This window comes from Sphingomonas xanthus (assembly GCF_007998985.1).
Classification (GTDB): Bacteria; Pseudomonadota; Alphaproteobacteria; order Sphingomonadales; family Sphingomonadaceae; genus Sphingomicrobium; species Sphingomicrobium xanthum.
Genome location: NZ_CP041659.1, coordinates 1128038 through 1146938, shown reverse-complemented (window position 1 = coordinate 1146938; position 18901 = coordinate 1128038). Strand labels below are relative to the sequence as shown.

Sequence of the window (18901 nt, the reverse complement as noted above, 5' to 3'; positions counted from 1 at the left end):
CTAAGTTCGGTCAATGGTTCGCTTGGGCTCCACCTTGATGCTGCTGGCGGCCGCTGCCCTGATCCCGGGCGGCGGACCCGCAGCTGCGCCCGTGGCCGCCTCTCCCAAGGCGGCGGCGCAGGCCCAACTGGTTCGTCCGCTGACCCTGACGCGCATCGCCGACATGGACTTCGCCGCGCTTGGCGTCACTACCGGGGGCACGGCGACGATCAACCCGTTCAACGGGACGATGTCGCTTAGCGGCGGCCTCGTCGCGCTCGGTGGAACCGTGTCGCCCGCCCGCTATGCCGGGGCCGCAACCAAGAACGGAATGGTCAATATCCGCGTCCCCAACCAGCCAGTCCTGATCCGCCGCGTCGGCGGCACGGAAACCCTGACCGTTGGCAATTTCACGCTCGACGGCCAGGACAAGCGGATGATGACTTCCTACGGCGTGTTCAACTTTGCGGTTGGCGCCCGCATAACCGTTCCCGCAGGCACGGTGGAGGGGCTCTACACGGGCGAGATCGACGTAACCGTCAACTACCCCTGACCTTTCGGATCGCGGTTAATTTCCCGTCCACCGTCCATGTTGAAAGGCTGTTGAGGCGTGTCCCTCCATTTTGGTTGCACCGTTAATTCTGTGGGAACCAAGACATGCGCTTCAATATCTGCCTCGCGGCCATTGCCGCAACCGTCGCCCTGGCGTCACCCGCCGCCGCCCAGACCAGCGCTTCCGCCCAAGCGGAAGCTCGTGGGCTTGTACTGCAACCGCTGACCCTGACCCGGGTCGACGACCTCGACTTCGGCACCGTGCTAGCAAGCGCCACCGCCGGAAGCGTCACCATCAATGAAAATACCGGTTCGCGCAGCGTTGCGGGCGGCGTCACCGCCGTTGCCACCGGTCCGGGCCAGCGCGCCCTGTTCACCGGCGCAGGCACCCCGGGCCAGCAGGTGTCTCTGTCGATGACCACCCCGACTTTCCTGATCAGCGGCCCCAACGCCATTGCCGTGACCAGCATGAGCCTTGATGCAGGCGGCGCGACGACGCGCACGATCGGCGCTACCGGCACCTTCGACGTGGGTGTCGGCGGCGTGTTTGCGATTGCGGCCAACCAGCCGAACGGCCTTTACACGGCCAGCTTCGACCTGACCGCACAATATCCGTGAGGTTGGCGCGCGAGATAAGACCCCACTCTTATTGATGCGCCGGGAGGCGGTTGCTAGGGCATGGCCATGCAACCGCCTCCTGAATTAATTCGGGTTACCTCTACCGCCGTCGTTTGCGACGGCGGAGGGGCTATCGACCCCGCACTGGGCCATCCCAGAGTTTACCTCCGAATCGACGAGAAAGGCTACGTCGAATGCGGCTATTGCGACCGCCGTTTTGTCCTTGAAGGCGGCCCCGCGGACGAAGCCTCCGCAGCGTGACCGCCAACCCGCGCGACCTGCTTTACCGAACGCTCGATCCGACCGAGGCAGAAGCGCTCGCCCGGCGCCACCTTGCCGCGCATGACGATGGCGAGCTTTACCTTCAATATCGGGTCAGTGAGGCGTTCGGCTTTGACGATGGCCGCCTGAAAACGGCGGATTATCACCTTGGCACGGGCTTCGGCCTGCGTGGGGTGAGCGGTGAGACCACCGCATTCGCCCATGCCAATGAAATCAGCGCCGCGGCGATTGGCCGTGCGGCGCAGACGCTCATCCTGCTCGACCCGTCGGGCGCGCCGCGGGCAAGCGCCCCGCCGCGCACCAATCGGGCAATGTACAGTTCGGCCGATCCGCTGTCGGGGGTACCCTTTTCGCGCAAGGTCGAACTGATCCAGGCGATCGATGCCGCCGCCCGCGCCCGCGATCCCCGCGTCGCCCAGGTCGCGGTTTCGCTGACCGGGAGCTGGTCGGTGATCGAGATCATCCGCGCTGACGGGTTCGTCGCAACCGACATCCGCCCGCTGGTCCGCCTGAACGTGTCGATTGTCGCCAAAAAGGGCGATCGCCGCGAAACGGGAAGTTTCGGGATTGGCGGCCGCTATCTTTATGATCAGTTGTTCGATCCCGCGACCTGGAACCGGGCGATCGACACCGCGCTGGCTCAGGCGCTGGTCAATCTAGACAGCGTACCCGCGCCGGCCGGCGAGATGCCGGTAGTGCTGGGCCCGGGCTGGTGCGGCGTGCTGCTCCACGAAGCGGTCGGCCATGGCCTTGAGGGCGACTTCAACCGCAAGGGCACCTCGGCTTTCTCCGGGCGAATGGGCGAACGGGTCGCCGCGCCAGGCGTGACGGTAATCGACGAAGGCGCGATAGAAGATCGCCGGGGCAGCCTCAGCATCGATGATGAAGGCACGCCAACCGGACGCACCGTGCTGATCGAGGATGGCGTGCTGAAGGGCTATCTCCAGGACCGCCTCAACGCCCGGCTGATGGGGATGGACCCCACCGGCAATGGCCGGCGGGAAAGCTTCGCCCATGCGCCGATGCCGCGCATGACCAACACTTTCATGCTCGGCGGCAAGGATGATCCCGAAGAACTCATCACCCGCGTCCCCGACGGAATCTATGCCAAGAGTTTCGGCGGCGGTCAGGTCGACATCACCAGCGGCAAGTTCGTCTTTTCCTGTACCGAGGCCTACCGCATCGAAGGCGGCAAGCTGGGCGCCCCGCTCAAGGGCGCGACATTGATCGGCGACGGGCCGACGGTGATGTCGCGGGTCAGGGGTATCGGCAATGACATGGCGCTTGATGAAGGGGTCGGCATCTGCGGCAAGGGTGGCCAGTCGGTCCCGGCCGGCGTTGGCCAGCCGACGCTATTGATCGATGGCCTGACCGTCGGGGGGACCGCCGCCTAGTCGCGCAACAGGTGGGCGACCGGGCCGAGGTCGAACCCGGCTTCGCTGGCGCAGCGATTGAGTTCCGCGCTCGATACTCCATCCTCGTTGCGCGCGACGGCCCAGGCCAGAGCCGACCGATTGCCCGACCGGCAAAAGGCGAAAAGCTTGCCGTCGCCGGCCGAATGGATCGCTTCGCGCATCGCCTCAATGTCCGACGGACCCATGCCGCGGGCGATTGGGACATGCCGGTAATCGATGTTTGCGGCGTCGGCCGCCTGTTCGATCTCGGCGCTGGTGGGTTGGTCGGCGTCCTCGCCGTCGGGCCGGTTGTTGACGATCAGCGTGACGCCCATCGCCTTCAGTCGGGCGACATCCTCGGGGCGGATCTGGCCGTCGATCAGTGTCTTCGAGTCAAGCTCGCGTTGCATGCTCATTCCTCCATCGCGCCCACCAGCGCGGCGAGTAGCGACTCGCCGTGGCGCTCCAGCTTGGTATCGCCGATACCTTCGATCTGAGAAAGCGCCGAAAGGCTCGAAGGTTTCCCCGTCGCCACCGCGCGCAGCGTGGAATCGTGGAAAATCACATAAGGCGGGACCCCCTGTTCGGCGGCGCGCCGGCGGCGCCAGTCGCGCAGCGCCTCGAACAATGGATCGTGCGGATGGTCCCCGCCGCGCCGCTTGCGGCTTGGCCGGCTCGGCGGGACGGCGATGACCAGCGTCTCGCCGCCCTTGAGGATTGCCTTCGCGCCGGGACCAAAGCTCAATCCGCCATAGTCGTCGGTGCGCAGAGCATCGCGGGCCACGAGCGACCTTGCGACCGGTCTGACCAAGGCCAGCTCGTCCTTGTCCATGATCCCGAATACCGACAATCGGTCATGGCCGAACTGGCGCACCTTTTCGTTGTCGTCGCCGGCAAGTACCGCGGCCAGGTGCGCGACTCCGAAACGCATCTCGGTTCTGAACGCCGCGCTCAGCAGTTTTTGCGCGACGGTAGTCACGTCGATCGTCGCCGGCGGGTCGAGGCAATTGTCGCAGTTGCCGCAAGCTTGCGGAGGGTCCTCGCCGAAATGGCGCAGCAGGATCGCGCGGCGGCAGGTCGCGGCCTCGACGAAGGCGGCGAGCGAGTTCAATCGTTCGCGCTCCCCGGCGCGGCGGTCTGGCTCGATCTCGGTTTCTATTCGGCGGCGGGCGCGGGCGAAATCCTCGGCGCCCCAGAACAGCCAGGCCTCGGCGGGGTCGCCGTCGCGCCCGGCACGGCCTGTCTCCTGGTAATAGGCCTCGATTGACTTGGGGATGGCGGCGTGGGCCACGAAGCGTACGTCGGGTTTGTCGATGCCCATGCCGAACGCGATCGTCGCCGCCATCACCATGTCCTCGCTGGCGACAAAAGCGCCCTGGTTGCGCTGGCGAACGCCATGGTCGAGCCCAGCATGATAGGCCAGCGCCGAGCGGCCGGGTCCGCGCAGCTGCTCGGCAATCCGTTCCGTCTTGTCGCGGCTCGGCGCATAGACAATCCCGGCGCCCGGCTGATCGCGCAACAGGCTCTTGAGCTGGCTCGGGAGGCCGTCGCGCGGGCGGACATGGTAGCGGATGTTGGGCCGGTCGAACCCGGCAACCACCAGACCCTCCTCGGGGATTCCAAGCTGGACGAGGATGTCGGAGCGCGTGCGGCGGTCGGCGGTCGCGGTCAGCGCAAGCCGGGGTACCTCGCGGTGCTGGTCGAGCAGGGAATGGAGCTGGCGATAGTCGGGTCGGAAGTCGTGGCCCCATTCGCTCACGCAATGCGCCTCGTCTATTGCGAACAGGGCAATGTCCGCTTCCTCCAGCAAGCGGGAGAATCCCTCGGTCGCGGCGCGTTCAGGCGCAACGTAGAGCAGGTCGAGCGCCCCGTCGCGCAGCGCATCGCGGATCGCCCGGGGATTGTCGCTGGCACTGGTCAGCGCGGCGGCGCGAATGCCCAGGCTGTCGGCGCTTCGCACCTGGTCCTGCATCAGCGCGATCAACGGGGAGATGACGATCCCGGTACCGGGCCGGATCAGGGCCGGAAGCTGGTAGCAGAGCGACTTGCCTGCGCCGGTGGGCATCACCGCGAGCGTGTGGCCTCCGGAGATGGCACGGTCGACAACTTGCTCCTGGACCCCGCGAAAATGGGAAAAGCCAAATCGGTCGTGAAGGATTTGATGCGTGACGGTCACAGCGGGCTCTATCGATGGGCAGAGATGACGATGCAAGCTTGCGCGCTGAGTTCGGCTGCTGCCAATAAGGGCGGGATGACCGTCAGCGTAGACATGGGCAGCGGCCCCGGGGGCCAGCCCATGGCCATCGACCTCGAAGAATTGCTTGCCACCCGGCTGCTCGTCCAGGGCAATTCGGGCAGCGGCAAGTCACACCTGCTGCGGCGCCTGCTCGAAAAGAGCGCTGGGCAGGTGCAGCAGGTGGTGATCGACCCCGAAGGCGATTTCGTCACGCTGGCCGACAAATATGGCCATGTCCCGGTCGAGGCGGCGGACCATAGTGAAAAGGATATTGCCCGTCTCGCGGGCCGGATCCGCGAGCATCGCGCGAGCGTGGTGCTCAGCCTTGAAGGGCTGGAGGCGGAAGGCCAGATGCGCTGCGCCGCGGCCTTCCTGATGGGCCTGTTCGATGCTCCGCGCGACCATTGGTATCCAGCGCTGGTGGTGGTCGACGAAGCGCAGCTCTTCGCGCCCTCAGGCGGCGGCGAGGTGGCTGAGGAAGTGCGCCGCGCCTCGCTCAGCGCAATGACCAATTTGATGTGCCGGGGCCGCAAGCGCGGGCTGGCCGGCGTCATCGCCACGCAGCGATTGGCCAAGCTGGCCAAGAATGTCGCGGCGGAGGCAAGTAACTTCCTTATGGGGCGCACCTTCCTCGACATCGACATGGCCCGCGCCGCCGACCTGCTCGGCATGGAGCGCCGTCAGGCCGAGGCGATTCGTGACCTGCCGCGCGGTACCTTCCTCGCGCTGGGCCCGGCGATTTCACGCCGGCCGATCGCGGTCGCCATCGGCGAGGTCGAGACCCGCGCCCGATCGATGAGTCCCAAGCTGGTTCCGCTGCCCGATGCGCCGGCGAATGAGTTGCAGGGGTTGCTGTTCGCGCCCGGCGATGATGAACCGCCGGTCGCAGCCCCGCAATCGCCCCGCGAAACCGTCAAACCCCTTCCCTCCGAAGCTCTGCTGCACTCCATGGCCGCAGCCATGCCGGCCCGGCCCGAGCCGCTGCCGGCCAAATCGGACGATGAAACCGATCAGATCATCGCCGACGTGCTCCGCGCCATCGTCGATGACCCCGACAGCGGCGCCCGGTCCGCCTCGATCCTCTATCAGGATTTCACCGTCCGCTGCCGGATGGCTGGCATTGCCAGGCCGCCGCTCGCTCTCGCCGACTTCACCCGCAGGCTGTCAATGGCCCGGGCCGGAATCTTCGACTCGACCGACGATAGCTGGGCCCCGGCACTCGAGGCCGCCCAAAGCCTTCCCGACGACATGCTCGGCCCGTTCCTGCTGGTTGCCCGGGCAGCGCGGGAAGGTGCGCCCTGCCCCAGTGACGAAGCCATTGCCGCCAGCTACGGCACCGCCTCGCTGGGTCGCGCCCGGCGCCTGCTTCAATATATCGAGAGCCGGGAGTTAATCGTTAGCCGCGTGGATTTGAGCGGGAAGCGGAGTATCGCTATTCCGAGGTTGGGGTGGAGTACTGCGGCGGCGTGAAACGCCAATGCCTGCTTTCGACTCATTGCAGACGTCCCGACACTCGCGCAATTCGTCCCATGCTTCGGAACGAGAAGATCCAGACCTCACGGTTAACGCGCAGGCTCCGGGCTGCCAATATCCACAACGTTGCGCCACTGACGATCCGCGCCCTTCCGCCAGACGGTCACGGTGCGGGATGTCGTCGTGGTTAGCTTCCCAGTGCTGTCAGGCATAGTGACGTGACTTTTTTCCACTATGTATCCCATGTCACCGGAGGCGGACACTCGCGCCTCCAGAGGCTCCCAGCTGATCCTGAAGCCTGGGATCTTCAGGCTTTCGGCGACATAGGTTCGAATAATGCTTTTCCCCCGGAAAGTTGGCAGCCCGGGCATCATTACCACTGCATCGTCTCCCCAGTAGCTGACGATGCGGTCCAGATCCCCGCTGGACGCCGCTTGCGACCACTCGCGGCTCAATTCCATTAATCGCTGCTCCTCAGCGGCGGTGTCGGTAGGGACCGTGGCACAGGCTGTCAGGCTCATGACGCACCAGGCGGCCGCACCGCGCTGCAGAAAATTTGGCATTGATCACCCCGCTGGCTCAAGTGGAACGATGGAACTCTTAAAGCCCATACATCGATGTCCGCTTACCATGCTCGGCGGACATTATCCCTCCGCCGCTTCCTCCAACTCCCGCTCCGCCGCCTGGCGCGCCCATAGGTCGGCGTAGAGCCCGCCCTTGGCCAGCAGCTCGCCGTGCGTCCCCCGTTCGGCGACCTTGCCGGCGTCGAGTACCACGATCTGGTCGGCGCCGACGATGGTCGACAGCCGGTGGGCGATGATGATGGTAGTGCGGCCGCGGCTGGCCGCGTTGAGTGTGGCCTGGATCGCTTCCTCGGTGCGGCTGTCGAGCGCGGATGTCGCCTCGTCGAGGATCAGGATCGGCGGGTTCTTCAGCAGGGTGCGGGCGATGGCCACGCGCTGCTTCTCGCCGCCGGAAAGTTTCAGTCCGCGCTCCCCGACCATCGATTCATAGCCGTGAGGCAGGGCGGCGACGAAGCTGTCGATCGCTGCGCCCCTGGCGGCCGCCTCGACCTCCGCCTGGGTCGCGCCCTCGCGGCCATAGGCGATATTGTATCCGATCGTGTCGTTGAACAGCACCGTGTCCTGCGGAACGATCCCGATCGCCGCGCGCAGGCTCGCTTGGCTGACCGCGGCAATGTCCTGCCCGTCGATGGTGATCCGCCCGGCGGTCGGATCGTAAAAACGATAGAGCAGCCGGGCCAGGGTCGACTTGCCCGCTCCCGACGGGCCGACCACCGCAAGGCTGCTCCCGGGCGGCACGTCTAGCGTCACGCCTTTCAGGATGATCCGCTCAGGCTCATAGCCGAACGCCACACCCTCGAACCGGACATGGCCGGTCGAAACCGACAGCGCCCTGGCTCCGGGCGCGTCGACAACCTCGGCCGGCGTATCGGTCAGCGCGAACATCGCTTCCATGTCGATCAGGCCCTGGCGGATCGAGCGATAGACCCAGCCGAGCATGTCCAGTGGCCGGAACAGCTGCATCAGCAGTGCATTGACCAGCACCACGTCGCCCGGCGTGAAGCGCCCTTGGCTCCAGCCCCACACCGTAAAGCCCATCGCCCCGGCCATCATCAGGTTGGTGATCAGGCTCTGGCCGACATTGAGCCAGGCGAGCGAGGTTTCGTTGCGCACCGCGGCGTGGGTGAAGCTGGCAATCGCCTCGTCATAGCGCTTCGCCTCCCGCTCCTCGGCGCCGAAATATTTGACCGTCTCATAGTTCAGCAGGCTGTCGACCGCGCGGCCGATCGCCTTGTTGTCGACCTCGTTCATTTCGCGCTGAAGCTTGGTACGCCATTCGGTCACCTGACGGGTGAAGACGATGTAAAGGGCAACCATCGCCAGCGTCGCCGCGACCAGCCCAGGACCGAACTTCACATAGAATATGACGCAGATGGCGATCAGTTCGATCAAGGTCGGGGCGATGTTGAACAGCAGGAAATAGAGCATCGAGTCGATGCTCTTCGTCCCGCGCTCGACGATCTTGGTAAGGCTTCCGGTGCGCCGCTCGAGGTGGAAGCGCAGGCTCAAGGAATGGACATGGCGGAAAACCCGCGCCGACAGGCGCCGCGCCGCGCTCTGGCCAACCTTTTCGAAAATGGCGTTGCGGAGATTGTCGGAGAGCACCCCGCCGAACCGCGCCGATGCATAGGCGACGACCAGCATAGCCACCGCGCCCCAGGCTGCGGTCTCGCCGCTCATCCCGTCGACCACCGCCTTGTAGGCGAAGGGCATGACCAGAACGATCGCCTTGCCGACCAGGACCAGAAGTACCGCCGCGATGACGCGTAGGCGCAAGGAGATTTCGTCCTTCGGCCACAGCATCGGCAAAAAGCGCCAAAGCACCGAAAAACTGCCCTTGCTGGTTTCGGTGGCGGGCGCGGCGCTGTCCATCGCTCGACAGGTAGGAGTGACAGCGCCAATCGACAATGGTGCGACGAAGCGTTTGGAACAAGGCGGATTTCCCGGCCGTTATGCGTTCAAGTCCAAGCGGAGAGTGAAGATGGGTCCGGGTTATTTCGTCATTGCCATCCTGGGTTGTGCCGACGGTTCAGCCGCCTGCACGCCGGTCCAGACGATGCCGACCCGCTATGAAAGCCAGCAGGCCTGCGTTGCGGCGACCGGCCCGGCGCTCGCTGCCGCCGGCGACTTCGACTATCCGACCCTGTTCGCGCAGTGCCGTCCGGCCAAGCAGCCCGCGGCGCATCGCGAGGACAAGGTCCGCAAGCCCGCCAATACCCGTCACGGCTAAGCCATGTCTGGCGACAGCGTCGACCCGATGATCCATGAAGATGCGCTGCCCGGCGAGGAGCGCAAGCTAAGTCCCCAGCCCGACTGGGAACCGCGCTACCCGGGATCGGGGCGGCTCAAGGACAAGGTTGCGATCGTCACCGGCGCCGACAGCGGCATCGGCCGCGCGGTTGCCGCGCTTTACGCGCGCGAGGGCGCCGACATCGCAATCTTCTACCTTTGCGAACATGAAGACGCGGAGAAGACGAAGGCGATCATCGAAGCCGAAGGGCGCCGGGCCATCCTCGTCCCCGGCGATCTCGGCGATCCCGAATTCGCGCCCAAGGCGGTCCAGAAGGTCATCGACACGTTCGGACGGCTCGACATCCTCGTCAACAACGCCGGAGAACAGCATCCCGACGAGGACATCCGCGACATCAGCGACGAGCAGCTGCGCCGGACCTTCCAGACGAACATTTATGCGATGTTCTACCTTGTCCAAGCGGCCCGCGCGCATCTCAACAAGGGCGCGGCAATCGTCAACTGCACGTCGGTGACCATGTACAAGGGCAGCGAGCAGCTGCTCGATTATAGCGCGACCAAGGGCGCGATCACCGCCTTCACCCGCTCACTGTCCGCGAACCTCGTCGAGCAAGGCATCCGGGTGAATGCCGTGGCGCCGGGGCCGATCTGGACGCCGCTCAATCCTTTTGGAGGCAAGGCGCCGGAGGAAATTCCGGAGTTTGGCAAGGATACGCCGATGGGCCGTCCTGGTCAGCCTAACGAAGTCGCGCCGGCGTTCCTGTTCCTCGCCTGCGAGGATGCCAGCTACATGACAGGACAGGTTCTGCACCCCAACGGCGGCGTGATCGTCAACGGTTAGTTGGGAAATCCCACCAAATCTTAGGCGCGGAAGTCGCATATGTTTCGGATGGCTGCGCCATGACCGCTGAAAAGTCACCATTTTTTCAATTGGCACGCTCCCTGCAATAGAATTGTCGAGCCCATTGGGGTTCGCAAAAGGGAGATATCAAATGGCTTTTTCGTTCGTCGACACCCGTCATCTCGCCACCAGCCTCGCCGGCGCTTTCCTTGCTTCGATGCTGTTCGTTTCGGCCGCCACTTCGCTGCCGATCGCCTGACCCACCGACTTTTCGAAAGGATCGACCCGATGAATGGTCGCTTCGTGCTCAATCCCGCCCGCGGCAAGGTGATGGGCGTTTGTGCCGGCATCGCCGACTGGCTGAATATCGACGTGTTGCTGGTCCGTCTCTGCATGATCGTCGCCACGCTGGTCACCGGCCCGGTTGCGGTGCTGCTCTACATCCTGACCGGCTGGCTTGCATCGGACGACCGCTAAGTCGTCGGATGACCACTCGAACCCGTCTGTTCTTCGTCGGCAAGCTATGGCACATCGGCCCCAGGTCCTTGAGGAGCGGTCGATGGAACGTGAAGGCGATGAAGTTCACTTGAGCGAAACCGAGGCGACCGGCGGCGTAAAGCGGCAAGGTGTTCGATACGTCCTCGGCTTCTCGCTTCTGCTCGTGGTGGTTGCCATGTCCGCGATCTGGATATTGGGTTCGGTGCTCGGCTAACCCCTTGGCGTTCGCCCATTCTACCGAGGCAAGCCTCAGCCCCCTGGAAAAGCTGATCCATGACCTGTTGGTCCGATGGTTCCGCAACAGCGGCTGGACGATTTCCGGCAATTTGCCGAGCGACCCCAAATTCGTCATCATGGGCGCGTCCCACACCAGCAACTGGGACTTCCTGGTTTTTCTTGGCGCGGTTCACGCGCTCGGCCGTCAGGTGCATTTCATCGGCAAGAAAAGCCTGTTCCGCTGGCCCATCGGCGGTTTCATGCGCGCCCTCGGCGGCATTCCGGTCGACCGCAACGCCCGGCAGGACATTGTCAGTCAGGTCGTCGACCAGTTCAACGCCCACGACCGCTTCATCCTGGTCATCGCACCCGAAGGTACGCGGTCGCGCACCAAGGATTGGAAAACCGGTTTCTACCAGATCGCGATGAAGGCCGGCGTTCCGATCGTCGCCGCCGGCCCCGATTTCCCGACCAGGCGCGGGGTATTCGGCCCGGTCATCCACCCGTCGGGCGACTATGGGGCAGACCTCAAGCCGGCGTTCGCATTTTTTCGTAGCCTGACCCCGCGGCATCCCGAACGCGCGGCCTTTCCCGACCTTAATTAGAAGGAGCGCCCATGCGCAGTCTCGCCGCTATCGCCCTGTTGACCGCCGGCTGCGCTTACCAGCCCGTCTCAATCGCGCCCGCCGACCGGTTCATGGCCGCGCTGGGTGCGCATTGCGGCAAGGCCTATGAGGGCAAGCTGGTCAGCAATGAGGCCGCCGACGCAGACTTTTTCGGCAAGCGGATGGTGATGCATGTCCGCCAGTGCAGCGCGAAGGAAATCCGCATTCCCTTCCACGTCGAGAATGACCGGTCGCGGACTTGGGTTGTGACCCGCACCGCGTACGGGGTGCGCCTCAAGCACGACCACCGGCATGAAGACGGTCACCCCGATGCACTGACCAATTATGGCGGGGACAGCCGCGACCCGGGGACCGCGGTGCGGCAAGAATTCCCTGCCGATGCGGAATCGATCGCGCTATTCACGGCACAGGGACGCTCCGTGTCCAACAGCAATGTTTGGGCGATCGAGGTCAGCAACCGGACGTTCGCCTACGAACTGCGTCGCCCGCCCGGCCCGGGGCAACGCTATTTCCGGGTCGAATTTGACCTGACCCGGCCGGTCGCACCGCCGCCTCCGCCATGGGGCAGCTAGCCATCGGGCCAGGCCAAGGCTAGCCTGCCGGTCAATCCTTCAAGGAGTCGTCCGGATGATCCGTCCTTGGCTAGCCGCCCTCGCCCTCCTGTCCATGCCCGCCCAGGCCGCTCTGCCGGTCGGTTCGAAGGCGCCCGAAGTGAGGACGATGGGCGCCCTTGGCGGCAAGGCCTTTCGCCTGAACCTGCGCGAACAGCTGCGGCATGGCCCGGTGGTCCTTTATTTCTATCCCAAGGCGTTCACCCAGGGCTGCACGCTGGAAGCCAAGGCCTTCGCCGATGCGATGCCCGATTTTCGCAAGGCCGGCGCCCGCGTAATTGGCATGAGCGGGGATGACCTTGACACGCTCAAGCGGTTTTCGACCGAGGCATGCCGCAACGTCTTTCCGGTCGCGATCGCTTCGCCAGCAACCATCAAGGCTTATGATGTAATGCTCAAGCAGAGCCCGGCGATGAGTGACAGGACCAGTTATGTCATCGCTCGGGACGGCCGAATTGCCATGGTGCACTCTGACTTGGACTGGAAACATCATGTCGCCAAGACGCTTGAAGCGGTCCGCGCGCTTAACCGCTAACCCCCCCTTCCTTGCTCTACATTAACCAAAGACGCCAAGAGACGGAGCCGGGAGTCTCCAGCCTCTCTCGGCCTGAGCACGGCAAGAATCCCGCAAATCCGGCGTAATTGCTACAGACTCGCCAACTTTCGGTAACCCGGTAAGTGGCTGTAAACCCACACCGTTGGGTTAATTCCCGGGCCATCCGTTAACCTCTTCCGTTAACAGACGAATGGGGTCAGTCTATTCCGGAAACAGGAATGGGGATGTCAGGGATGAAGGCCACACTCATCGGAGGGCTGGCACTCGGCGCCTGTATGGCGGCTGCGGTACCGGCGTCGACAGCGGAAACCGCGGCCAGCCCTAGAAAGCCCGACAGTTATCCCGCGCTTATCATCGATCGCCCGAACAAGGCGCCCGGCCGGGCTACTCATCCTATGATCGTCAACCGCGCGTCGAACCCCGACGTGTTCGGCACGGTGGCGCTGAATGCTGGCGTAACCTTCTACGATGCCCGGTTCCGCCGGGTTTCCACCGCGGATGCGAGGGATCCGCTGGTGCAGAGGCTGGCGGCGGGGGTCGCCGGCCTCGATTCCGTTGCCAAGCTGCGCGCCGTCCAGACCGAGGTGAACCGCCGTATTCGCTGGACGCACGACCTCGAGGGAATGGGTGTTGCCGACCTGTGGGCCAATGCAGGCGAGACTCTCCGCCGCGGGATCGGCGACAGCGAGGACATCGCGATCGTCAAGATGCAAGTGCTCAAGGCCGCGGGCTTTGACGCCAAGGACCTCTACATCAGCATTGGCCGCCACACGACGCGCGGCGCCCATATCCTGCTGCTGGCCAAAACCGCCAACGGCTTCTTCGTGCTCGATGACCAGATGGAAGCGCTGCTGACGCCGACCGAGCACGGCCGCTTCGTTCCGGTCATGACACTGGGCCAGGGCAATAGCTGGATTCACGGTAAGCGCGTGCATCGCGTGGCCAGCCGATCGGGCACGAACGACAGGGCCGCTTCGGGCCGATAGACAAGGGGCCGGGTGGCTGGCAGGCTGACTCCATGGCCGGCCGATTCCAGACATTTGCCGAATTTTGGCCTTTCTACCTGCGCGAACATAGCCGCCCGGTCACTCGTGCGCTGCATTATGTCGGGACCAGCGCCGTCGTGCTGATCATACTGGCTGCACTGCTGACCGGCCGTTGGACTTGGCTGCTCGCCGTTCCCGTCGCGGGGTACGGATTCGCTTGGGCGGCGCATCTGTGGACGGAACGAAACCGCCCCGCGACCTTCACTTATCCGCTCTGGTCGCTCGCCGCGGATTTCCGCATGTGGTGGCTGTGGCTCACCAAAGCCCTTGAGCAAGAGCTGGAAAAGGCTGGGGTCTCCAGCGGCAAGCAAATATAACCAATAATATCAATGGGTTCGTTGAACGGCGTTCGGCTCGTCGCTGGACCGCACCGGCCAATCGATAACTTTGCACCCGTGTTCCTTGTGCAACAGTTTGACCCTCCATGACGCACAATGTGAACCTATATGGACGAGCCTGCGCTACCGCGATTGCCGCGGCCCTGGCGCTCACATCAACCCCTGCCATCTCCCAGGACGCGACGGTCGATCCCCCAGCCATCGACTCGGTGGTCGATCCGCTCGCGCCCGCCAGCGAGCCCCTGACCGATAGCAGTGAAACCATGGAGACGCCGACGGTCGATGCCACGGCGGTCGAACCCGAGACTGCGGCCACGGCCCCGGCAAAGGTGAAGCGCACCGCTCGGCGGGCGGTCCGCGCGCCCGCTCCGGTGCCGAGGCCGGCAGTTGCCGCCACCGAAGAACCCCTTGCAGAGGTGGCGAACGCGCCGGCGGCAGATCCCCAGCTGCTGCCGCCGGCGGAGATGCCGCTTGCCGAAGCGCAGCCGCTGCCGTCTGGACCCGAACGGGCCGACGCGAAGGTCGCGATCGACGAAGAGGCCGCGGTGATCGGCGGCAGCGCGCTGGCGCTCCTCGCACTTGGCGGCGCGGCCGTCGCGATGCGCCGCCGGCGCCGCGACGAGGATGACGAACTGTGGATGGACGAGGAACCCGCACCCGAGCCGCGCATGGCTCCCGTGACGCCGGTCGGGAGCGAGCCTGCGCTGGTCACGACACCGCGCCAGGGTCTTTATCCTGTTCCCGACCCCAAGCCCTTTGCCGCGCCTTCGATCGCGCTGGGCGGCGGCTTCATGCTCCGTCGCGCAGGCAGCGAGCCAATGACCACGAGCCGCGCGCCAGCCAAGACGCAGCCGCTTGCGCCGGCCAGAAGCGCGGAAAGCTGGACCGAGCGCGCTATGCGCGGTCCGACGCCGGAAAACCCGTCGCTGTCGCTGAAGAAGCGCCTCAAGCGCGCGGCATTCTTCGACAAGCGCGATCGTGATGCGGCAGCAGGCGATGCGCCGGCGGTCAATGCCACCGCGGGGCTTCCGGAACGCGCCGTTCGCGATTTCGAACCGGCCCTCACCTAAATTTCAGGGAAAGAAAGAACCGCCGCTCGGGATGTCCGGGCGGCGGTTGCTATTTCTATGGACCGGGGGAGCCCATTCCAACCGGCCGCCCCCTAGCTCCTCTCAAGCGGTGCGGAGATAGAACATTTGGATGCGGTCGTCATAATCCTTCGACCATTGCGGCTCGTCGGTCAGGCCGTGGCGGGGCGCCTTGTCCTTCTGGAAATCCGCCTTGGCGACGTTCTTCAGCTTATATCCGCCGATCTCTTTGTCATAATCGAGACCGTCCCACGGCAGCGGGAAATTATCCTCGCCCATGCCGAATAGGCCGCCCATGCCCATCACGACGTAACGGACCTGGCCGTCATATTTGCCGATCATCACCTTGCGTACGGTGCCGACCTTTTCGCCATCGCGGTCATGGACGCTGGTCCCTTCGACCTTGTCGGATGCAATCAGGTCAAGCGTCTCGTCCCGCTCGAGGACATTGTCGGGGTCGCGGGTTTGAGTGGTGGTAGTCATCGTGATCGATGCTCCTTTTTCTATTAGGATTGTCGCTGCGCCTGGACGCGCCGCAATCGGGCGCGGAAAACCGGGCGGAGGCCATCGCGGGATATCGCGGCCTCACATCTAACCAATGTCCGGGCGTAGAGACTGTTCCGCGACTGACGGCGGTTGATACCCGGCTCAGCCGATCAGCCGGATTTGTCGCCCGGCGCAGAAGGCGGGTCCGCAGCCCCGCGGCTCGCCCGCATCTCCTTCGCCTGAAGCTGGAGCGCCTTGCTCGACAGCCGGATCTCGCGACCCTGCTGGAAATAGCCGAGGACCAGCCAGAGAAAGGCCAGCGGACTGGCGACCCCGCCGAGGAAATCGCCAAGCTCGTTGAGAGGCAGGTCCGCCGGGTTTTGGCCCTGGATGACAAGGTACAGGACGAGCCCGGCAAGATAGGCGGCGGTCAGCACCAAGCCGATGAGCGGCAGGCGCCGCCGTTCCCTGGCGTCGTCGATCGGCCCGATCGGGTCGCTGGAAAGACTCATTGCCCGAATATAGGGCAGCCGCTCTTCGAGCGCGACATTCGCTCAATCCTGCTCCCGCCCGTTCGCGCCGATATAGAGCTCATTCCCGCTTTCGCGATAGCGTTCGCTCATTTCGGCCATGCCTGCTTCGGCTTCGTCCGCCGATAGCTTCTCCGCTACTTCTCGCGCATTCTGCTTCGCCGCGAAGTCGCGGACTTCCTGGGTGATCTTCATTGAGCAGAATTTGGGGCCGCACATCGAGCAGAAGTGGGCTGTCTTGGCGCCTTCGGCCGGTAACGTCTGGTCGTGATATTGCTCGGCCGTGTCGGGGTCGAGCGACAGGTTGAACTGGTCGCGCCAGCGGAATTCGAAGCGGGCGCGGCTGAGTGCATCGTCGCGCAACTTGGCGGCCGGGTGGCCCTTGGCGAGGTCGGCGGCATGGGCGGCAAGCTTGTAAGTGACGACCCCGACCTTCACATCGTCGCGGTCGGGCAGGCCGAGATGCTCCTTCGGCGTCACGTAGCAAAGCATTGCCGTGCCGTACCAACCGATCATCGCGGCGCCGATGCCGCTGGTGATATGGTCGTATCCGGGCGCGATGTCGGTTGTCAGCGGTCCAAGCGTGTAGAAGGGCGCCTCCCCGCACGCTTCCAACTGCTTTTCCATATTCTCCTTGATCTTGTGCATCGGCACATGGCCGGGGCCCTCGATCATCACCTGTACGTCTTGGTCCCAGGCACGCTTGGTCAACTCGCCGAGCGTGTAGAGCTCGGCGAACTGCGCCTCGTCATTGGCGTCGGCGATGCTTCCCGGGCGCAGCCCGTCGCCAAGCGAATAGGCGATGTCATAGGCCTTCATGATCTCGCTGATCTCGTCAAAGCGTTCGTAAAGGAAGCTTTCGCGGTGATGGGCGAGACACCATTTGGCCATGATCGAGCCGCCGCGGCTGACGATGCCGGTGACGCGCTTTGCGGTCAGCGGGACATAGGGCAGCCGCACGCCGGCGTGGATGGTGAAATAGTCGACGCCTTGTTCGGCCTGCTCGATCAGCGTGTCGCGGAAAATTTCCCAGGTCAGGTCCTCGGCGATGCCGCCGACCTTTTCCAACGCCTGGTAGATCGGGACGGTCCCGATCGGCACGGGCGAATTGCGGATGATCCATTCGCGCGTGTCGTGGATGTTGCGGCCGGTGGACAGGTCCATGACCGTGTCCGCGCCCCAGCGGATCGACCAGACCATCTTGTCGACCTCTGACGCGACGTCGCTGGCGACCGCGCTATTGCCGATGTTGGCGTTGATCTTGACCAGGAAATTGCGCCCGATCGCCATCGGTTCAGATTCGGGATGATTGATGTTGGACGGGATGATCGCCCGTCCGCGGGCAACCTCGTCGCGGACGAATTCGGGCGTGATCTCGTCCGGGATGGATGCGCCCCAGCTTTCCCCGTCTCTCGGCTGATTGAGCGCATTGTTGGCGCGGGCGAGGTTTTCGCGGACCGCGACATATTCCATCTCGGGGGTGATGATGCCGCGGCGGGCATAATACATCTGGCTGACGTTGGCGCCCGCCTTGGCGCGCAGGACGCGGCGGCGAACATTGGGAAATGGTTGCACGCCGCCCGATCGGTCGGGACCGAGCTGGCCATTATCCTCCGGTCGGACTTCGCGCTGGGCAACCTCCTCGACATCGCCGCGGCCGCGGATCCAGTCGCGGCGCAGCTCGGAAAGTCCGGCCATGATGTCGATCCGGACATCGGGGTCGGTGTAGGGTCCGCTGGTGTCGTAGACGTGCAGGGGTGGCTCGCCTGACGCCGGCTCAAGGTCGATGGCGCGCATCGCGACCTTGATGCCGCCGCGGCCTTCGACGAAGACCTTTCGGCTACCGCGGATCGGACCGGTGGTCACTTTCAGTTCGGTACGGGCGGGGACGTCAGCCATCTCAATCTCCAAATTCGGAGGGATGGCGCGGATTGCGACCGTCCCTCCCTACACCGGTGCTAGCCGGATCAGGTTCAACGGGTCGGACGCCGCGACGCGTCCCTCTCAGCCATTTGTTTGCCTGCCAATACTTCGCAGGAGCTGGCTCCCCGGGGATGGATACTGCTGTAAGCCCCGCGCGGGCCGCCGTCTAGCGGCCGATCGGCGGAGTTTCCTTGACCTTGGGCTTGGCCCCCTTGCTCGCGCTGACCGAGGCCGGCGCCTTCGCCGGTGCCCTGGCCGAAGCCTGCTGTTCGGCGGGGCTCAGCGTTCCATCCTTGTTGGAATCGAGCCGGTCGAAATTGGCCAGCGTCGGGGCCCGGAATTCGTCGGCGCTGATCGCTCCGTCCTTGTTGGCATCGAACCGTTCGAGGAACGGCTTGGGGTCGGGGTCCTTGAGCGTCGGCAGCTTGGCCCGCTCGTCGAATTCGACGCGGCTGATGGTGCCATCTCCATTGCTGTCGAAGCGGGCAAAGGCGGCGTCGCGCTCCTTTTCCAGCGTGGCGATATCCTCTTCGGCTGACTTGACCAGCCGCGCCTTGATCTCTTCGGCTCCGACCTTGCCGTCCTTGTCGGAATCGAGGTCGGCATAGTCACTGTCGAGCTTGGCCCCCAGCTCGACCTTGGTGACCGGCTTGGGGGCGGTGGGCGCAGTGCCCTGCGCGAGCGCGGCTGCAGTTAGCAGGATGAACATGGTTTTCCTCTCAAGATGTTGGCGTTCCTATGCGCTTTGCAGGGCAAGTGCTGCAAGGCGCCTTG

Annotated in this window: 23 protein-coding genes and 1 riboswitch; of the genes, 15 read left to right on the top strand and 8 right to left on the bottom strand. The window is 64.6% G+C overall.

Translation table 11 applies throughout. The annotated features are described in order from the left end of the window. The first annotated feature begins 13 nt into the window (after positions 1-13). From FMM02_RS05750 to tldD, 4 genes are all read left to right on the top strand, one after another. On the top strand, positions 14-532 hold the full coding sequence (locus FMM02_RS05750; RefSeq protein WP_147493962.1) for a DUF4402 domain-containing protein: 519 nt from the start codon (positions 14-16) through the stop codon (positions 530-532). Positions 533-636: 104 nt separating this feature from the next. Then, on the top strand, positions 637-1149 hold the full coding sequence (locus tag FMM02_RS05745; RefSeq protein ID WP_147493961.1) for a DUF4402 domain-containing protein: 513 nt from the start codon (positions 637-639) through the stop codon (positions 1147-1149). Positions 1150-1215: 66 nt separating this feature from the next. Further along, on the top strand, positions 1216-1410 hold the full coding sequence (locus FMM02_RS05740) for a zinc-finger domain-containing protein (RefSeq protein WP_147493960.1): 195 nt from the start codon (positions 1216-1218) through the stop codon (positions 1408-1410). Further along, positions 1407-2825 (top strand): metalloprotease TldD, encoded by a 1419-nt coding sequence (tldD, locus tag FMM02_RS05735; protein ID WP_147493959.1) that lies wholly within the window; start codon positions 1407-1409, stop codon positions 2823-2825. Before FMM02_RS05740 ends, tldD begins: the two co-directional genes overlap by 4 nt. On the opposite strand, the gene FMM02_RS05730 is transcribed toward tldD, so the two are convergent. After that, a complete protein-coding gene (locus FMM02_RS05730; protein ID WP_187107702.1) occupies positions 2822-3235 on the bottom strand; it encodes a protein tyrosine phosphatase family protein in 414 nt (137 codons plus the stop codon). The genes tldD and FMM02_RS05730 overlap by 4 nt on opposite strands. Before the next feature lie 2 nt (positions 3236-3237). Continuing rightward, a complete protein-coding gene (recQ, locus tag FMM02_RS05725) occupies positions 3238-5001 on the bottom strand; it encodes a DNA helicase RecQ (RefSeq protein WP_147493957.1) in 1764 nt (587 codons plus the stop codon). Between the two features lie 75 nt (positions 5002-5076). On the opposite strand from recQ, the gene FMM02_RS05720 reads away from it, so the two are divergent. Next, positions 5077-6531 (top strand): helicase HerA domain-containing protein, encoded by a 1455-nt coding sequence (locus tag FMM02_RS05720; protein WP_147493956.1) that lies wholly within the window; start codon positions 5077-5079, stop codon positions 6529-6531. Positions 6532-6623: 92 nt separating this feature from the next. Here the strand turns inward: FMM02_RS05720 and FMM02_RS05715 are convergent, their stop codons facing one another. Both FMM02_RS05715 and FMM02_RS05710 read right to left on the bottom strand, forming a co-directional pair. Further along, a complete protein-coding gene (locus FMM02_RS05715) occupies positions 6624-7097 on the bottom strand; it encodes a YybH family protein (protein ID WP_147493955.1) in 474 nt (157 codons plus the stop codon). An 81-nt stretch (positions 7098-7178) separates the two neighbouring features. Next, positions 7179-8990 carry an ABCB family ABC transporter ATP-binding protein/permease gene (locus FMM02_RS05710; protein WP_147493954.1) on the bottom strand — a complete coding sequence of 604 codons (1812 nt, stop codon included), beginning with the start codon at positions 8988-8990 and terminating at the stop codon, positions 7179-7181. A gap of 103 nt (positions 8991-9093) precedes the next feature. Here FMM02_RS05710 and FMM02_RS05705 point away from each other — a divergent pair, with 103 nt between their 5' ends. The 10 genes from FMM02_RS05705 (at position 9094) to FMM02_RS05665 (ending at position 15170) form a co-directional block, all read left to right on the top strand. Further along, positions 9094-9348: a hypothetical protein gene (locus tag FMM02_RS05705; protein ID WP_187107701.1), complete on the top strand. Its 255-nt coding sequence runs from the start codon at positions 9094-9096 to the stop codon at positions 9346-9348. A 3-nt stretch (positions 9349-9351) separates the two neighbouring features. Then, on the top strand, positions 9352-10209 hold the full coding sequence (locus tag FMM02_RS05700) for an SDR family oxidoreductase (RefSeq protein ID WP_147493953.1): 858 nt from the start codon (positions 9352-9354) through the stop codon (positions 10207-10209). A gap of 288 nt (positions 10210-10497) precedes the next feature. After that, complete coding sequence (locus tag FMM02_RS05695; RefSeq protein WP_147493952.1) at positions 10498-10686, top strand: PspC domain-containing protein; 189 nt, start codon at positions 10498-10500, stop codon at positions 10684-10686. A gap of 82 nt (positions 10687-10768) precedes the next feature. Next, the gene (locus FMM02_RS11190) at positions 10769-10921 is read left to right on the top strand and encodes a hypothetical protein (protein ID WP_187107700.1); all 153 of its coding nucleotides are present in this window, start codon (positions 10769-10771) and stop codon (positions 10919-10921) included. A gap of 4 nt (positions 10922-10925) precedes the next feature. Continuing rightward, complete coding sequence (locus FMM02_RS05690) at positions 10926-11528, top strand: lysophospholipid acyltransferase family protein (protein ID WP_246104730.1); 603 nt, start codon at positions 10926-10928, stop codon at positions 11526-11528. An 11-nt stretch (positions 11529-11539) separates the two neighbouring features. After that, entirely contained in the window at positions 11540-12121 is a 582-nt protein-coding gene (locus tag FMM02_RS05685; protein WP_147493951.1) for a hypothetical protein, read from the top strand. A gap of 55 nt (positions 12122-12176) precedes the next feature. Continuing rightward, positions 12177-12695 (top strand): peroxiredoxin, encoded by a 519-nt coding sequence (locus FMM02_RS05680; protein ID WP_147493950.1) that lies wholly within the window; start codon positions 12177-12179, stop codon positions 12693-12695. Between the two features lie 416 nt (positions 12696-13111). Beyond that, positions 13112-13702: a transglutaminase-like cysteine peptidase gene (locus FMM02_RS05675; RefSeq protein WP_187107699.1), complete on the top strand. Its 591-nt coding sequence runs from the start codon at positions 13112-13114 to the stop codon at positions 13700-13702. Between the two features lie 32 nt (positions 13703-13734). After that, positions 13735-14079, top strand: coding sequence for an Mpo1-like protein (locus FMM02_RS05670; protein ID WP_147493948.1), 345 nt, complete (start codon positions 13735-13737; stop codon positions 14077-14079). Positions 14080-14186: 107 nt separating this feature from the next. Further along, positions 14187-15170, top strand: a complete 984-nt coding sequence (locus FMM02_RS05665) for a hypothetical protein (RefSeq protein ID WP_147493947.1) — start codon at positions 14187-14189, stop codon at positions 15168-15170. 102 nt (positions 15171-15272) lie between these two features. On the opposite strand, the gene FMM02_RS05660 is transcribed toward FMM02_RS05665, so the two are convergent. From FMM02_RS05660 to FMM02_RS05645, 4 genes are all read right to left on the bottom strand, one after another. After that, a complete protein-coding gene (locus FMM02_RS05660) occupies positions 15273-15671 on the bottom strand; it encodes a PRC-barrel domain-containing protein (RefSeq protein ID WP_147493946.1) in 399 nt (132 codons plus the stop codon). Between the two features lie 173 nt (positions 15672-15844). Further along, positions 15845-16186 (bottom strand): hypothetical protein, encoded by a 342-nt coding sequence (locus FMM02_RS05655; protein WP_147493945.1) that lies wholly within the window; start codon positions 16184-16186, stop codon positions 15845-15847. A 42-nt stretch (positions 16187-16228) separates the two neighbouring features. Next, positions 16229-18103 carry a phosphomethylpyrimidine synthase ThiC gene (gene thiC, locus FMM02_RS05650; RefSeq protein WP_147493944.1) on the bottom strand — a complete coding sequence of 625 codons (1875 nt, stop codon included), beginning with the start codon at positions 18101-18103 and terminating at the stop codon, positions 16229-16231. Positions 18104-18131: 28 nt separating this feature from the next. Next, a riboswitch (TPP riboswitch) is annotated at positions 18132-18265 on the bottom strand. Between the two features lie 28 nt (positions 18266-18293). Then, positions 18294-18836, bottom strand: coding sequence for an EF-hand domain-containing protein (locus FMM02_RS05645; RefSeq protein WP_147493943.1), 543 nt, complete (start codon positions 18834-18836; stop codon positions 18294-18296). Positions 18837-18901: the final 65 nt, after the last annotated feature.

Excerpts from the sequence above, each read along its gene's own strand:
- FMM02_RS05750 (WP_147493962.1), top strand. The coding sequence starts at position 14 with ATGGTTCGCTTGGGCTCCACCTTGATGCTGCTGGCGGCCGCTGCCCTG.
- FMM02_RS05745 (WP_147493961.1), top strand. The coding sequence starts at position 637 with ATGCGCTTCAATATCTGCCTCGCGGCCATTGCCGCAACCGTCGCCCTG.
- FMM02_RS05740 (WP_147493960.1), top strand. The coding sequence starts at position 1,216 with ATGCAACCGCCTCCTGAATTAATTCGGGTTACCTCTACCGCCGTCGTT.
- FMM02_RS05730 (WP_187107702.1), bottom strand. The coding sequence starts at position 3,235 with ATGCAACGCGAGCTTGACTCGAAGACACTGATCGACGGCCAGATCCGC.
- FMM02_RS05720 (WP_147493956.1), top strand. The coding sequence starts at position 5,077 with ATGACCGTCAGCGTAGACATGGGCAGCGGCCCCGGGGGCCAGCCCATG.
- FMM02_RS05715 (WP_147493955.1), bottom strand. The coding sequence starts at position 7,097 with ATGCCAAATTTTCTGCAGCGCGGTGCGGCCGCCTGGTGCGTCATGAGC.
- FMM02_RS05710 (WP_147493954.1), bottom strand. The coding sequence starts at position 8,990 with ATGGACAGCGCCGCGCCCGCCACCGAAACCAGCAAGGGCAGTTTTTCG.
- FMM02_RS05700 (WP_147493953.1), top strand. The coding sequence starts at position 9,352 with ATGTCTGGCGACAGCGTCGACCCGATGATCCATGAAGATGCGCTGCCC.
- FMM02_RS05695 (WP_147493952.1), top strand. The coding sequence starts at position 10,498 with ATGAATGGTCGCTTCGTGCTCAATCCCGCCCGCGGCAAGGTGATGGGC.
- FMM02_RS11190 (WP_187107700.1), top strand. The coding sequence starts at position 10,769 with ATGGAACGTGAAGGCGATGAAGTTCACTTGAGCGAAACCGAGGCGACC.
- FMM02_RS05685 (WP_147493951.1), top strand. The coding sequence starts at position 11,540 with ATGCGCAGTCTCGCCGCTATCGCCCTGTTGACCGCCGGCTGCGCTTAC.
- FMM02_RS05680 (WP_147493950.1), top strand. The coding sequence starts at position 12,177 with ATGATCCGTCCTTGGCTAGCCGCCCTCGCCCTCCTGTCCATGCCCGCC.
- FMM02_RS05675 (WP_187107699.1), top strand. The coding sequence starts at position 13,112 with ATGATCGTCAACCGCGCGTCGAACCCCGACGTGTTCGGCACGGTGGCG.
- FMM02_RS05670 (WP_147493948.1), top strand. The coding sequence starts at position 13,735 with ATGGCCGGCCGATTCCAGACATTTGCCGAATTTTGGCCTTTCTACCTG.
- FMM02_RS05665 (WP_147493947.1), top strand. The coding sequence starts at position 14,187 with ATGACGCACAATGTGAACCTATATGGACGAGCCTGCGCTACCGCGATT.
- FMM02_RS05660 (WP_147493946.1), bottom strand. The coding sequence starts at position 15,671 with ATGACTACCACCACTCAAACCCGCGACCCCGACAATGTCCTCGAGCGG.
- FMM02_RS05655 (WP_147493945.1), bottom strand. The coding sequence starts at position 16,186 with ATGAGTCTTTCCAGCGACCCGATCGGGCCGATCGACGACGCCAGGGAA.
- thiC (WP_147493944.1), bottom strand. The coding sequence starts at position 18,103 with ATGGCTGACGTCCCCGCCCGTACCGAACTGAAAGTGACCACCGGTCCG.
- FMM02_RS05645 (WP_147493943.1), bottom strand. The coding sequence starts at position 18,836 with ATGTTCATCCTGCTAACTGCAGCCGCGCTCGCGCAGGGCACTGCGCCC.